At 63.8% G+C, this 13,226-nt stretch carries 15 protein-coding genes; 11 read left to right on the top strand and 4 right to left on the bottom strand.

The window, feature by feature from the left end:
* Nucleotides 1-36: 36 nt before the first annotated feature.
* From AC2T4A_RS13640 to flgA, 4 genes are all read right to left on the bottom strand, one after another.
* Nucleotides 37-786 carry a flagellar brake protein gene (locus AC2T4A_RS13640; RefSeq protein WP_478377452.1) on the bottom strand — a complete coding sequence of 250 codons (750 nt, stop codon included), beginning with the start codon at nucleotides 784-786 and terminating at the stop codon, nucleotides 37-39.
* 117 nt (nucleotides 787-903) lie between these two features.
* A complete protein-coding gene (locus AC2T4A_RS13645) occupies nucleotides 904-1,365 on the bottom strand; it encodes a flagella synthesis protein FlgN (RefSeq protein ID WP_416745157.1) in 462 nt (153 codons plus the stop codon).
* A 43-nt stretch (nucleotides 1,366-1,408) separates the two neighbouring features.
* Entirely contained in the window at nucleotides 1,409-1,720 is a 312-nt protein-coding gene (flgM, locus tag AC2T4A_RS13650; RefSeq protein WP_486743511.1) for a flagellar biosynthesis anti-sigma factor FlgM, read from the bottom strand.
* Nucleotides 1,721-1,862: 142 nt separating this feature from the next.
* Nucleotides 1,863-2,552 carry a flagellar basal body P-ring formation chaperone FlgA gene (gene flgA / locus AC2T4A_RS13655; RefSeq protein WP_416745638.1) on the bottom strand — a complete coding sequence of 230 codons (690 nt, stop codon included), beginning with the start codon at nucleotides 2,550-2,552 and terminating at the stop codon, nucleotides 1,863-1,865.
* 137 nt (nucleotides 2,553-2,689) lie between these two features.
* Between flgA and AC2T4A_RS13660 the strand changes: the two genes are divergently transcribed.
* The 11 genes from AC2T4A_RS13660 (at nucleotide 2,690) to flgJ (ending at nucleotide 13,216) form a co-directional block, all read left to right on the top strand.
* Nucleotides 2,690-3,628, top strand: coding sequence for a chemotaxis protein CheV (locus AC2T4A_RS13660; RefSeq protein WP_416745155.1), 939 nt, complete (start codon nucleotides 2,690-2,692; stop codon nucleotides 3,626-3,628).
* A 124-nt stretch (nucleotides 3,629-3,752) separates the two neighbouring features.
* A complete protein-coding gene (gene cheR / locus AC2T4A_RS13665; RefSeq protein ID WP_416745154.1) occupies nucleotides 3,753-4,574 on the top strand; it encodes a protein-glutamate O-methyltransferase CheR in 822 nt (273 codons plus the stop codon).
* 548 nt (nucleotides 4,575-5,122) lie between these two features.
* Complete coding sequence (gene flgB / locus AC2T4A_RS13670) at nucleotides 5,123-5,530, top strand: flagellar basal body rod protein FlgB (protein ID WP_416745153.1); 408 nt, start codon at nucleotides 5,123-5,125, stop codon at nucleotides 5,528-5,530.
* Between the two features lie 5 nt (nucleotides 5,531-5,535).
* Nucleotides 5,536-5,982, top strand: a complete 447-nt coding sequence (gene flgC, locus AC2T4A_RS13675; protein WP_017520252.1) for a flagellar basal body rod protein FlgC — start codon at nucleotides 5,536-5,538, stop codon at nucleotides 5,980-5,982.
* Nucleotides 5,983-6,001: 19 nt separating this feature from the next.
* Nucleotides 6,002-6,697 (top strand): flagellar hook assembly protein FlgD, encoded by a 696-nt coding sequence (flgD, locus tag AC2T4A_RS13680; RefSeq protein WP_416745152.1) that lies wholly within the window; start codon nucleotides 6,002-6,004, stop codon nucleotides 6,695-6,697.
* A 27-nt stretch (nucleotides 6,698-6,724) separates the two neighbouring features.
* Nucleotides 6,725-8,230: a flagellar hook protein FlgE gene (locus AC2T4A_RS13685; protein WP_478377455.1), complete on the top strand. Its 1,506-nt coding sequence runs from the start codon at nucleotides 6,725-6,727 to the stop codon at nucleotides 8,228-8,230.
* Nucleotides 8,231-8,484: 254 nt separating this feature from the next.
* Nucleotides 8,485-9,234 carry a flagellar basal-body rod protein FlgF gene (gene flgF / locus AC2T4A_RS13690; protein ID WP_486743512.1) on the top strand — a complete coding sequence of 250 codons (750 nt, stop codon included), beginning with the start codon at nucleotides 8,485-8,487 and terminating at the stop codon, nucleotides 9,232-9,234.
* 56 nt (nucleotides 9,235-9,290) lie between these two features.
* Complete coding sequence (flgG, locus tag AC2T4A_RS13695) at nucleotides 9,291-10,076, top strand: flagellar basal-body rod protein FlgG (RefSeq protein ID WP_413349723.1); 786 nt, start codon at nucleotides 9,291-9,293, stop codon at nucleotides 10,074-10,076.
* A 41-nt stretch (nucleotides 10,077-10,117) separates the two neighbouring features.
* Nucleotides 10,118-10,810, top strand: a complete 693-nt coding sequence (flgH, locus tag AC2T4A_RS13700) for a flagellar basal body L-ring protein FlgH (protein WP_017520257.1) — start codon at nucleotides 10,118-10,120, stop codon at nucleotides 10,808-10,810.
* Nucleotides 10,811-10,845: 35 nt separating this feature from the next.
* Nucleotides 10,846-11,988, top strand: a complete 1,143-nt coding sequence (locus tag AC2T4A_RS13705) for a flagellar basal body P-ring protein FlgI (RefSeq protein WP_486743513.1) — start codon at nucleotides 10,846-10,848, stop codon at nucleotides 11,986-11,988.
* A 10-nt stretch (nucleotides 11,989-11,998) separates the two neighbouring features.
* Nucleotides 11,999-13,216, top strand: a complete 1,218-nt coding sequence (gene flgJ, locus AC2T4A_RS13710; protein WP_486743514.1) for a flagellar assembly peptidoglycan hydrolase FlgJ — start codon at nucleotides 11,999-12,001, stop codon at nucleotides 13,214-13,216.
* Nucleotides 13,217-13,226: the final 10 nt, after the last annotated feature.

Raw genomic sequence — 13,226 nt, forward strand, 5'->3', positions numbered from 1 at the left:
GGGGAAGGGCGGCAAGCGTTTGCCGCCCGGGACGAACTAGAACAGCTCGTCTTTCTCGAATCGCCGGGCTTCGCGTTGCAGCTGGTAGACGAAGCGCTCGATGTTGCGCTGCGCCAGGCCGCTCATTTGATGAAAGCGTACGCCGGCAAAGCTGTAGCCGACCTTTTCCTCGAAATGCACGTGGCGCAGTTCGACTTCCATGGTCAGGGCGCCGAAGGGCAGGCGCGCGGTGAATTCCTCATAGACCTGGCCGGGCTGCAGGCGCTCGACTGCGTTGCCTTCCAGGCGAATCTTGCAGCCAGTGGCGGAGATGTCGATCAGGTTGCCCTTGAGCGGCGATTTCAGCTTGCTGCCACCGATCTCCACGGCCACCGGCTGGCCTTGGCCGACAGGGGCGCGGAAGGCATTGCGGCGCTGGTGGTAAAGCATCTCGGCCGGTACGGGAAGCCAGTAGCAGCGGGCGCCGTCGATTTCGGAGAAGAAAGCGTTCTGGGTGCATTCCCAGGCGATGCGCACGCCTTCGTGGAAGGCTTCGATGCGGAACTGTTCGCCGTTCTGCAGGTAGCGTTCGCCGTCGTTGGGAATGAGTTCGTCGAGGGCGACGATATTGCGGTCGCGGTTGATCTCGACGACGAAGCTCTGGAAGCGCTGGCTGCGCCCTTCGAAGGTGACAACCAGGGGATCGTGACTGTCCATCAGCATTTTCAGGCTGGAGTGGATCTCCACCGGAGCTTTCAACACCTTCGGTGGTTGAGGGCCATTTTCCTCGACGAACAGATTGGACACGGTCCGCGGGTCTCCATTGTGTTTGTTATGAGTCTTGCACGGGGCAGGGCGTGTGATGGCATTTTGCCCGAGGGCGGGCAGTCAGACCAGTGCTGATCGCTGCGATCAGCCTGAGGCTCAGGCCTGGCTGAGCGGGCGCTGGCGACTGCTCTGGGTCGAGCCGCCATGGCGATCGTAGAGACTGGGAGTGTCCTGGCCGCGCAGGATATCGAGCAGGCGCCCGGTGCTGGCCTGGCCGGCGCGGATGACCTTGCCGTTGCGCTGGTTGGCTTCCTGGCACTGGTCGAGGAGGGCGGCGAGCTCGTCGCCACGCGCCAGCAATTCGTTGTTGCCGCTGGCCTGGGCGAGCTGGGCGAGACCCTCGCGGTCGATGCTCACGCCGGCCTGCTGCAGCGCCAGGCTGCGTTCGCGACCATTGCGCTCGAGCTGCTGGAGCAGCGGCAGCTTGCGATCGAGCAGCTTCTGCAGCTGGGCCAGGTCGCGCACCTGCAGCGCCTGGAACTCGTCTTCGATCAGCTGCAGCAGCGCGGTGGCTGCTTCGATGTCGCCATGGATCAGGGAAAGCAGGGCGTCAGACATCTTGGGCTCGGCGTTCTACGAGGGTGGTCCAGCGCGAGTCGGCTCAGCGCTGGGATTCGAAATCGAGCAGCTTGCTGGCGACTTTCTGGCTGTCGACCTGATAGCTGCCGTCAGCGATGGCCGCCTTGATGCGAGCCACTTTTTCATTGTCGACCACGGGCTGATCCTTCAGTTGATCGCTCACTTTCTGCAGCTGCTGCGCGGTATCGCTGAGCTGCACCGATTCGCCGCTCTTGGCCGGGGCGTTGACGGGGGGCTCGGCGGCGGCTTCGCTGCGACCGCTCTGGGCGGCACCGCTACGGCCAGTGCTGACTGGCGTAGTGGCCGGGTTCAGCCGGTTGAAGTCGATAACCATGTTGGAAACCTCTGGAGGTATTGGACGCTTGCCAAGCTTTTCGGCCGTCTTGAGAGAAACTTTAGGCCGAATTTTCGTGCGCCCGAACACATTTCGCGCACCACAGAGACCATCATGCCAGAAACGGCCTCGAACCGCAGGGCTACAGGGTGACCTCGACCGTGCCTGGCTCGATCACCCGAGCCTTGACGATACGCTGCGAGCGCAGGTTGCGCACGCGGATCTGCTCGCCGGGCACGCCGTCGGACAGCGCCTCGCCGGGCATCAGCACATTGATGGCGCTGGTGCGGGCGCGGATCACCACCTGCTCGCCCTTGCGCACGGCGGCGGCCTGCTCGAGAAAGATCGGGGCCAGCACCTGATCGTTCACCGTGGAGCGCTTGAGCTTCTGGCCCAGGGCGCGTTCGGGGTCGGTCAGGTAGCCCTGGGTCAATGCGCCGACGTCGCGCTCGACGACGCTGATGTCGGCGGCTTCGATGACGTGGTCGCGCTTGAGTGGCTGAGTGGTGACGACCACTGGGCGGAAAAGCTTGACCGTGGCCGGCACGAAGACGGTCCAGGGCGAGCTGCCGTCGCAGCGCACGCGCACGGTGACCCGACCAACGGGCTGCGCCGGGCTTTCCAACGCCTGCGTCAGGTCCTTGTCGCACTGTGCCAGGCGCAGGCGGGGGTCGATGCGTGCGACTTCGATGTCGTAGCGCGCGTCTATGCCGGAAGTCTGCAGATAATCTTCCACCTTGAACTCAAGAAAGCCCTGGGTGGAGCCGATAAGGATTTCAGGCGCGGTGAAGCCTTCCGCCCCAGCCGGGGAGAGGGTCAGCGCACCCGTCATGCCGAGCAGCGCAGCCACCAGGGCGCGCGCGGGTCTCAGCTGTCGGAAAAATGTCGTTGCTTGCTTCATGCAACGATCCAAGCAATGGTCATGCCGTCTTCGTGAGTCGGGGCGGCGTTGCGTGCACAGGAGGCTCAATGGCCGGAGTCATGGATTCGGTCAACCAGCGTACGCAGCTGGTTGGCCAGAATCGTCTCGAACTGCTGCTGTTCCGCTTGAACGGCAGCCAGCTGTACGGGATCAACGTGTTCAAGGTGAAGGAGGTGCTGCAATGCCCCCGCCTGACCGTGATGCCCAAGTCCAGCCAGGTGGTGCGCGGGGTGGCGAATATCCGCGGGGGCACCATCCCGATCCTTGATCTGGCGCTGGCGACGGGGCGTCATGCCCTGCGGGATGTCGCCAACAGCTTCGTGATCATCACCGAGTACAACACCAAGGTGCAGGGTTTCCTCGTGCACTCGGTGGAGCGCATCGTCAACATGAACTGGGAGTCGATCCATCCGCCACCCAAGGGGACCGGCCGTGATCACTACCTGACGGCGGTGACGCGGGTGGACAATCAGTTGGTGGAAATCATCGACGTGGAGAAGATCCTCGCCGAAGTGGCCCCGACCTCGGAGGACATCTCCGAAGGCGTGCTGGATGCCGACACCCAGGCCCGAGCGGTCAGCAAGCGCGTGCTGGTGGTGGACGATTCCTCGGTGGCGCGCAAGCAACTGGTGCGTTGCCTGGAGACGGTCGGCGTGGAAGTGCTGGCGCTCAACGATGGCCGCCAGGCGCTGGATTACCTGCACCAGATGGTGGAGGCCGGCGGGCATCCTGGCAGCGATCTGCTGATGGTGATCTCGGATATCGAGATGCCGGAAATGGACGGCTACACGCTCACGGCGGAAATCCGGCACGACCCGCGCATGCAGGATCTGCACATTCTCCTGCATACTTCGTTGTCCGGGGTGTTCAACCAGGCCATGGTGAAGAAGGTCGGCGCTGACGACTTCCTCGCCAAGTTCCGTCCCGATGACCTGGCGGCCCGCGTGTCGGACCGCATCAAGGCAGTGGATGGCGCGACGGCCTGATCCGTTGTGATGAAGTGCGGGTGGCGCCGGTGCCGCCCGCATCGTCTATGGTTTTTTGAGCACCGGTCAGGCAGTTGTCGCCGTAGTCGCGTCGGCAGCCGCCCACGAGCAAAGAGGTTTATCTGTGACATCCACCAATTCTGAATTCGAGCTGTTCCGGGATTTCCTGGAGAAGACCTGCGGCATCCTCCTGGGCGCCAACAAGCAGTACCTGGTCTCCAGCCGCTTGAACAAGTTGATGGAGCAGCAGGGCATCAAGTCCCTGGGCGAACTGGTACAGAAGATTCAGATGCGCAGTCAGCTGCGCGAACAGGTGGTCGACGCGATGACCACCAACGAGACCCTCTGGTTTCGCGATACCTATCCGTTTGAAGTCCTGAAGAACCGCGTGCTGCCGGAGATGATCAAGGCTGCACCCGGCCAGCGCCTGCGCATCTGGTCCGCGGCCTGTTCCTCGGGACAGGAGCCGTACTCGCTGTCGATGTCGATCGACGAGTTCGAACGCACCAACCTCGGCCAGTTGAAGGCAGGCGTGCAGATCGTCGCCACCGACCTCTCTGGCTCCATGCTCACCGCCTGCAAGGCCGGCGAGTACGACAGCCTGGCCATCGGCCGCGGCCTGTCGCAGGAGCGTCTGGCCCGCTACTTCGATCAGAAGACGCCGGGGCGCTGGACGGTGAAGCCGGCGATCAAGAGCCGCGTGGAGTTCCGCGCGCTGAACCTGCTGGACAGCTACGCGACCCTGGGCAAGTTCGACATGGTGTTCTGCCGCAACGTGCTGATCTATTTCTCGGCCGAGGTGAAGCGCGACATCCTCCTGCGCATCCATGCCACGCTCAAGCCCGGCGGCTACCTGTTCCTCGGTGCTTCCGAAGCGCTCAACGCGCTGCCGGACCATTACCAGATGGTTCAGTGCAGCCCAGGGATCATCTACAAGGCCAAGTAACCGGCCGCAGCCCCGCCTGTTCGGGCGGGGTTCCTGCTTCCGCATTCGCATTCATTCGATTGCCGATCATTCGATTGCCGACGGAGTCGGCACCTGCGAGATACGCTTGCGCTCTGGCGTGCTCTAACCCTCTCCCTTTGGAGCGGGGCGCGCAGCCAGGGGGGGGAAGGAATGGGCACCGAGTTACCGGAAGAAAGCCCGTTGCTTCCTCGTATGGTTCCGCTGCCATAGAAGCGGGCTCCGTCTGCAATTTGCCGTGTATCCGCTTCGCATGTTCTTTCTGTAGGAGCGAGCTTGCTCGCGAACGAACTCCGTCGAGTGGCCAGGTTCGCGAGCAAGCTCGCTCCTGCAAATAAGCTCCAGGCAAGCGCGGCAAGCTTGCCGCCTTGCCCGAAGCGGCAAGGAAAGCGCTTGCCGCTTTGCCGCTGTTTGCCGCCCCTTGCCGCTCTTCTGTTTCCTTCAAGCCATTGAAATTAAAGGGTATGCGGTTTTGGCACGCGCCTTGCTGAAGTGTTGGCAAGCCCACACCGGCAAACAGGTTCGCGACCATGAGCATCAGCTTCGACAAAGCCCTCGGCATCCACCAGCAAGCACTGAGCTTCCGCTCCCAGCGCGCGGAAGTCCTGGCCAATAACCTGGCCAACGCCGACACGCCCAACTACAAGGCCCGCGATCTGGATTTCGCCTCGGTACTGGCGGCCCAGTCGGACAAGATGAAGAACGGCACCTTCAGCACCACGCTGACCAATGCCCATCACATCGAGGCCGACGGTTTCGGCATCGGTGACGAATCGCTCAAGTATCGCAACCCGACCCAACCGTCGATCGATCAGAACACCGTCGATGAACAGATCGAACAGTCCAACTACGCGGAAAACTCCGTGCAGTTCCAGGCCTCGTTCACCTTCCTCAACAGCAAGTTCAAAGGGCTGATGAACGCCCTGCGCGGGGAGTAATCGCCATGTCGCTCGCCAGTGTCTTCAACATCGCCGGTACCGGCATGAGTGCCCAGACCACCCGTCTGAACACCACCGCGTCGAACATCGCCAACGCCGAGACCGTTTCCTCCAGCGTGGACCAGACCTACCGCGCCCGCCATCCGGTGTTCGCCACCATGTTCCAGCAGGCTCAGGGCGGCGGCGACCAGGGCTCGCTGTTCGGCGAGACCGACCAGGCCGGCTCCGGCGTACAGGTGCTGGGCGTGGTAGAGGACAAGAGCTCGCTGGTACCGCGCTACGAGCCGAACCACCCGGCTGCCGACAAGGACGGCTACGTCTATTACCCGAACGTCAACGTGGTGGAGGAAATGGCCGACATGATCTCCGCCAGCCGCTCGTTCCAGACCAACGCGGAAATGATGAATACCGCCAAGCAGATGATGCAGAAGGTCCTGACCCTGGGTCAGTAAGCGCTGAGGAAAGAGCACGATGAGCATCGACAACAGTGGCATCAATGGCTCCAGTTCGGTTCTGGACCAGTATGCGATCAACAAGGACAGCGGCAGCGCCACGGCCGGCAAGAGCAATCTTGGCAAGGACGAATTCCTCAAGCTGCTGGTGGCGCAGATGAACAACCAGGACCCGATGTCGCCCCAGGAAAACGGCGAGTTCATCGCCCAGCTGGCCCAGTTCAGCACCGTGGAAGGCATCCAGTCGCTGAACACCAGCATGGACAGCGTGCTTTCCAACTACCAGTCGTCCCAGGCCCTGCAGGCTTCTTCGCTGGTGGGCCGCAAGGTGATCGTGCCGACCGAGAAATCGATGGTGGACACCTCCGAGACCTTCAAGGGCACCTACACCCTGCCGGTGTCCACGGCCAACAGCTGGGTCAACATCTACGACGACAAGGGCACCCTGGTGAACCGCGTCGAGATGGGCCAGCAGACCGCCGGCAACGTCAGCTTCATGTGGGACGGCAAGGATTCCAGCGGCAATCTCGCGCCGCCCGGCCGCTACAAGTTCGAAGCGCAGACCAACTACGAGGGCAAGACCTACGGCCTGACCACCTTCCTGCCGGCCAACGTCGACAGCGTGACCCTCGGGCAGAACGGCGGCGAGCTGACCCTCAACCTCGCCGGACTGGGCAGCATCGGCCTGTCCAAAGTCCAGATCATTGGCCAGTAAGTCGGCGATACCGACCAGGAGCTAAGCATGTCTTTCAATATCGGGCTCAGTGGTATCAAGGCCGCTTCCAGTGACCTCAACACCACCGGCAACAACATCGCCAACGCCAGTACCGTGGGCTTCAAACAGTCCCGCGCGGAGTTCTCCGATGTGTACGCGGCCTCCGTGCTGGGCAGCGGCAGCAACCCGGTGGGCAGCGGCGTGCTGCTGTCCAACGTCTCGCAGCTGTTCAACCAGGGCACCATCGATTCGACCCAGAATGCCTTGGACATGGCCATCAACGGCAACGGCTTCTTCGTCACCAGCAACAACGGCGCGGTGAGCTACACCCGCGCCGGCTACTTCGGCACCGACAAGAACGGTTACGTGGTGGATAACAATGGCTACCGCCTGCAGGGCTACCCGGTGAACGACCAGGGCCAGCTGCAGAGCGGCGTGGTCGGCGACCTGCGCATCGAGACCTCGAACCAGGCGCCCAAGGCGACCACCCAGGTCAGCCAGACCTTCAACCTGAACTCCACCAACACCGTGCCGACGGTTTCCCCGTTCAACTCCAGCGACCCGACCAGCTACAACTCGTCGACCTCGGTGAACATCTATGACAGCCAGGGTAACTCCCATGTCATGACCCAATACTTCACCAAGACCGGCGCGAACACCTGGACCATGAACGTGCTGGTGGACGGCCGCAACCCGGCCAACCCGACCGACGACACCACCGCCATCACCTCGGCCACCACCGCTGCCGCAGCGACCGGCGCGACCCCGGCCAGCGTGGCCGCTGCGGTGGCTGGCTCTGGCGCCACGCCAGCCGCGATTGCCGCCGCCAACGCCGCCGCCGCGGCCACTGGCGCCACGCCAGCCTCCGTGCTGGCGGCCGTCAGCGGCATGGGCACCAGCCCTTACCAGGTCAACCTGACCTTCAGCCCGGCGGGCCAGCTTCTGACCCAGACCCCGGTGAACAATGGCACCGGCGACGCCTTCACGGTCAACCCCACCGACGGCACCCTGGTGATGGGCGACTGGGTTCCGGCGATTTCCGACGGCAAGACCCCGGCGACCTGGAGCGCCAACGGCGCCACCCCGAACGCCGGCGGCATCACCCTGGACATCCGCAAGTCGACCCAGTACGCCACCGCCTTCGCGGTCAACAGCGTCAACCAGGACGGCTACACCACCGGCCAGCTCTCTGGCCTGGAGATCGATGACGAGGGCAACATCTTCGCCCGCTACACCAATGGCCAGTCCAAGGTGCAGGGCCAGGTGGTGCTGGCGAACTTCGCCAACGTCCAGGGCCTGACGCCGATCGGCAAGACTTCCTGGGTGCAGTCATCGGAATCCGGCGAGCCGGTGGTCGGCACGCCGCGCTCGGGCACCCTGGGCGCCCTGCAGTCCGGTTCGCTGGAAGCGTCTAACGTCGATCTGTCCAACGAACTGGTGGACCTGATCGTCGCTCAGCGCAACTACCAGGCGAACGCCAAGACCATCCAGACCGAAGACGCGGTCACGCAGACCATCATCAACCTGCGCTGATCCTGCTCGCCGTCCGTGACTTCCCTTAAAAGGAAGAGGGCGGTGACTCCGCGCCGGTATCACGGCGCGAGCGGCAAATCTCCTCTTGCCGGTGGCGGCAGATCGTCGCCGCCAACGGCTTCCAAGGGCCCCTTTTGGGGCTCTGTCTTTTTATAAGTCCTTATATATTAGTAGCTTGAGAGTTTCTTTCGACTCTGGCACGGCACTTGCTCTATTGCTTCCAAGACAACCCGTACGCGGGTCTGGAGGATTCGATGGACAAGATGCTTTACGTCTCCATGAGCGGCGCCAGCCAGAACACCCTGGCCATGCGCGCCCACGCCAACAACCTGGCGAACATCTCCACCAACGGCTTCCGCCGTGACTTCGAGCAGGCGCGTTCGATGCAGGTGTTCGGCGACAGTTTTCCGTCGCGGGTCTACGCCATGAGCGAACGTCCGGCCACCGACTTTTCCGCCGGCAGCCTGCAGGAAACAGGGCGCGACCTGGACGTGGCCGCCAAGGGCGATTCCTGGATCGCCGTGCAGGCCCCCGATGGCAGCGAAGCGTATGTGCGCACCGGCAGCCTGGAAATCGACGCCCTCGGCCAGCTGCGCACCGGCGATGGTTTGCCGGTGATCGGCAATGGCGGGCCGATTGCCGTGCCGCCGCAGGAAAAGATCGACATCGGCGAGGACGGCACCATCAGCATCCGCGGCCTGGGCGACAACCCCAGCGTGGTGGCCGAGGTGGACCGCATCAAGCTGGTTACCCCGGACCCCAAGCAACTGGAGAAGGGCGCCGGCGGCCTCGTGCGCATCAAGCAACAGCCCGGCCAGCCGGCGGTGCAGGCCGACGCCAACGCGAAGATCGAATCGGGCTTCCTCGAAGCGAGCAACGTCAATGCGGTGGAAGAGATGACCTCGATCCTCTCGCTGTCCCGCCAGTTCGAGCTCCACGTGAAGATGATGCGCACCGCCGAGGATGACTCGGCGGCCATGGCGCGTGTTTTGCAGTTCAGCTGATTAGAACCTGATTAACCGTTCGAGGCGCCACGAATCCGGCGCCCGAGGAGAACGACATGCTTCCGGCACTTTGGGTCAGCAAGACCGGTCTGTCCGCCCAGGACATGAACCTGACCACCATTTCCAACAACCTGGCGAACGTCTCGACCACCGGCTTCAAGCGTGATCGCGCCGAGTTCCAGGACCTGCTGTACCAGATCAAGCGTCAGCCGGGTGCCAACTCTACACAGGACAGCCAGCTCCCTTCGGGCCTGCAGCTGGGGACCGGTGTACGCATCGTCGGCACGCAGAAGAACTTCACCGAAGGCAGCCTGCAGACCACCGACCAGCCGCTCGACATGGCGGTCAACGGTCGAGGCTTCTTCCAGGTGCTCATGCCCGACGGCACCGTCGGCTACACCCGTGACGGCAGCTTCCACCTGAACTCCGACGGCCAGATCGTCACCGCCAACGGCTACGCGCTGGAACCGGCCATCGTCGTGCCGAATGAGACCCAGACCTTCACTGTCGGCCAGGACGGCACCGTCTCGGTGACCACCACCGCCAACCCGCAGCCGCAGATCATCGGCAACCTGCAGACCGCCGACTTCATCAACCCGGCCGGCCTGCAGGCCATCGGCAACAACCTGTTCCTGGAAACCGGTTCCAGCGGCGCGCCACAGGTCGGCACGCCGGGCCTGAACGGCTTGGGCACGGTGCAGCAGAACACCCTGGAAAACTCCAACGTCAACGTGGTCGAGGAACTGGTGAACATGATCACCACCCAGCGCGCCTACGAGATGAACTCAAAGGTGATCTCCACCGCTGACCAGATGCTCTCGTTCGTCACCCAGAACCTGTAAGTCCTGATCCCGTAGTCGCTCTCCCCGAGAGGTAGCTGTAGATGAACCGTTCCCACCTCCTTCCGCTGCTGGCCATCGCCGCGTTGGCAGGGTGCGTGAGCCCGCCGCCCAAGCCGGACGATCCCTATTACGCTCCGGTGCTGCCGCGTACCCCGATGCCGGCCGCGCAGAACAACGGTTCGATCTACCAGTCGGGTTTCGACAACAACCTTTACGGCGACCGCAAGGCCTTCCGCGTGGGTGACATCATCACCATTACCCTTAACGAGAAGACCCAGGCGAGCAAGAAGGCCAGCTCCGACATCTCCAAGGACAGCAAGACCAAGATGGGCCTGACCGGCATGCTCGGCAGTAGCCTGACCACCGACAATCCCATCGGCGGCGGCGACCTCAGCCTCTCCGCCGAATACGGCGGCTCGCGCGATGCCAAGGGCGACAGCCAGGCTGGGCAGAGCAACAGCCTGACCGGCTCGATCACCGTCACCGTGGCCGACGTCATGCCCAACGGCATCCTCGCCGTGCGCGGCGAGAAGTGGATGACCCTGAACACCGGCAACGAGCTGGTGCGCATCGCCGGCCTGATTCGCGCCGACGACATCGCCACCGACAACACCGTCGCTTCCAACCGGGTAGCCGATGCGCGCATCACCTACTCGGGCACCGGCGCGTTCGCCGATGCGAGCCAGCCGGGTTGGTTCGACCGCTTCTTCCTCAGCCCGCTGTTCCCGTTCTGAGCAGGGTGAATGTGATGATCACTCTAGGAGCGAGCTTGCTCGCGAAGATTTCGATCCGCCCGGTTCGCGAGCAAGCTCGCTCCTACAGCCTGGTGCTGCTCGGTGCGCTGCTCCTGGCGCCGCTGGCGCAGGCTGAGCGGTTGAAAGACATCGCCACCATCCAGGGCGTGCGCAACAACCAACTGATCGGCTACGGCCTGGTCGTCGGCCTCAATGGCACCGGCGACCAGACGACCCAGACGCCGTTCACCCTGCAGACCTTCAACAACATGCTGGCGCAGTTCGGCATCAAGGTGCCGGCCAACGTCGGCAACGTGCAGCTGAAGAACGTCGCGGCGGTATCCATCCATGCCGACCTGCCGCCGTTCGCCAAGCCGGGCCAGGTCATCGATATCACCGTGTCGTCCATTGGCAACGCCAAGAGCCTGCGCGGCGGCAGCCTGCTGATGACTCAGCTCAAGGGTATCGACGGCCAGACCTACGCCGTGGCCCAGGGCAACCTGGTGGTCGGTGGCTTCGACGCCGAGGGCCGCGATGGCTCCAAGATCACCGTCAACGTTCCGTCGGCGGGCCGTGTGCCCGGCGGCGCCACCGTCGAACGCGCAGTGCCGAGCGGCTTCGATCAGGGCAACACGCTGACGCTGAACCTCAACCGCCCGGACTTCACCACCGCCAAACACATCGTCGACCGCATCAACGAACTGCTCGGCCCGGGCGTCGCCCAGGCCGTGGACGGTGGCTCGGTGCGCGTCAGCGCGCCGCTGGATCCGAACCAGCGCGTGGACTACATGTCCGTGCTGGAAAATCTCGACGTGCAGTCTGGCGAGGCCGTGGCCAAGGTCATCATCAACTCGCGCACCGGCACCATCGTGATCGGCCAGAATGTGCGCGTGTCGCCGGCCGCCGTGACCCACGGCAGCCTGACCGTGACCATCACCGAAGACCCCATCGTCAGCCAGCCCGGCCCGTTCTCCAACGGTCAGACCGCCGTGGTCCCGCGTTCGCGGGTGAATGCCGAGCAGGAAGCCAAGCCGATGTTCAAGTTCGGCCCCGGCACTACGCTGGATGAAATCGTACGCGCCGTTAACCAGGTGGGCGCCGCGCCCAGCGACCTGATGGCGATCCTCGAAGCTTTGAAACAGGCCGGCGCGCTGCAAGCCGACCTGATCGTGATCTGAGGACGCCGACGTGGATGCCAAACTGCTTTCCGCAGGCTCGTCCGGGACCAGCTCCGGGGCCTACACCGATCTCAATCGCCTGGCGCAGCTCAAGAACGGCGCCGGCCGCGACAGCGAGGGCAACATCCGCAAGGTGGCCCAGGAATTCGAATCGCTGTTCATGAACGAGATGCTCAAGTCGATGCGTTCGGCCAACGACGTGCTCGCCGAAGGCAACTTCATGAACACCTCGACCACCAAGCAGTACCAGGAAATGTACGACCAGCAGCTGTCCGTCAGCCTGTCCACCAAGGGCCGCGGCATCGGCCTGTCGGACGTGCTCACCCGGCAGCTGTCGAAGATGAACGGCGGCCAGCACAGCGGCGCCGCGAACCCCTTCGCCAAGGTCGGCGAGACCTCCAGCTGGCCGTCCACCACCGGGGTGAATGCCAGCGGCAAGGCCTTGCCGCAACCCGAGCAGGGCCGTGACGATTCCAAGCTGCTCAATGCCCGTCGCCTGGCGCTGCCGGGCAAGCTCGCCGATCGTGTGATGGCCGGCATCGTGCCGGGCGCGGCGACGTCGCAAGAGCAGGGCAAGCCGCTGGCTGGCAACGACTGGCAGACGTCGAAATCCTTCGCCAACGCCGTGCAGGAAGTGGACGCCGCCGCTGCCGCCATTGCCGCCGCCTCCAGCGATGACGCCAGCGGCCGCCGCTCCGTCCAATCGCCGCAGGGCAAGGGCACGTCGACCTTCGCCTCGGCGGACGAGTTCGTCGCCACCCTGCTGCCCATGGCGCAGAGGGCCGCCGCGCGCATCGGCGTCGACGCCCGCTACCTGGTGGCCCAGGCCGCCCTGGAAACCGGCTGGGGCAAATCCATCATTCGCGACCAGGACGGCACCAGCAGCCACAACCTGTTCGGCATCAAGACTGGTTCGCGCTGGGGAGGCGACTCCGCCAAGGCGCTGACTACCGAATACGAGAACGGCAAGAAAGTGAAGGAGGTCGCGGCGTTCCGCTCCTACGACTCCTTCGAGCAGAGCTTCAACGACTACGTGAGCTTCCTGCAGAACAACGACCGCTATTCGGACGCCCTGGATTCGACCCAGCGTCCCGAGCAGTTCATGAAGGAACTGCAGCAGGCCGGCTATGCCACCGATCCGAACTACGCCCGCAAGGTGTCGCAGATCGCCCGGCAGATGCAGGTCTACCAGGCGGTCGCCGCGGCGGACACCCCGCCCCTGGGATAAGGACCAAGAG

The organism is Pseudomonas sp. PVC-3-1, assembly GCF_057444315.1.

What these genes read in the sequence shown, in the direction of transcription:
- AC2T4A_RS13645 (WP_416745157.1), bottom strand. Translation starts at nt 1,365, where the DNA reads ATGTCTGACGCCCTGCTTTCCCTGATCCATGGCGACATCGAAGCAGCC.
- flgM (WP_486743511.1), bottom strand. Translation starts at nt 1,720, where the DNA reads ATGGTTATCGACTTCAACCGGCTGAACCCGGCCACTACGCCAGTCAGC.
- flgA (WP_416745638.1), bottom strand. Translation starts at nt 2,552, where the DNA reads ATGACGGGTGCGCTGACCCTCTCCCCGGCTGGGGCGGAAGGCTTCACC.
- AC2T4A_RS13660 (WP_416745155.1), top strand. Translation starts at nt 2,690, where the DNA reads ATGGCCGGAGTCATGGATTCGGTCAACCAGCGTACGCAGCTGGTTGGC.
- flgB (WP_416745153.1), top strand. Translation starts at nt 5,123, where the DNA reads ATGAGCATCAGCTTCGACAAAGCCCTCGGCATCCACCAGCAAGCACTG.
- flgC (WP_017520252.1), top strand. Translation starts at nt 5,536, where the DNA reads ATGTCGCTCGCCAGTGTCTTCAACATCGCCGGTACCGGCATGAGTGCC.
- flgD (WP_416745152.1), top strand. Translation starts at nt 6,002, where the DNA reads ATGAGCATCGACAACAGTGGCATCAATGGCTCCAGTTCGGTTCTGGAC.
- AC2T4A_RS13685 (WP_478377455.1), top strand. Translation starts at nt 6,725, where the DNA reads ATGTCTTTCAATATCGGGCTCAGTGGTATCAAGGCCGCTTCCAGTGAC.
- flgF (WP_486743512.1), top strand. Translation starts at nt 8,485, where the DNA reads ATGGACAAGATGCTTTACGTCTCCATGAGCGGCGCCAGCCAGAACACC.
- flgG (WP_413349723.1), top strand. Translation starts at nt 9,291, where the DNA reads ATGCTTCCGGCACTTTGGGTCAGCAAGACCGGTCTGTCCGCCCAGGAC.
- flgH (WP_017520257.1), top strand. Translation starts at nt 10,118, where the DNA reads ATGAACCGTTCCCACCTCCTTCCGCTGCTGGCCATCGCCGCGTTGGCA.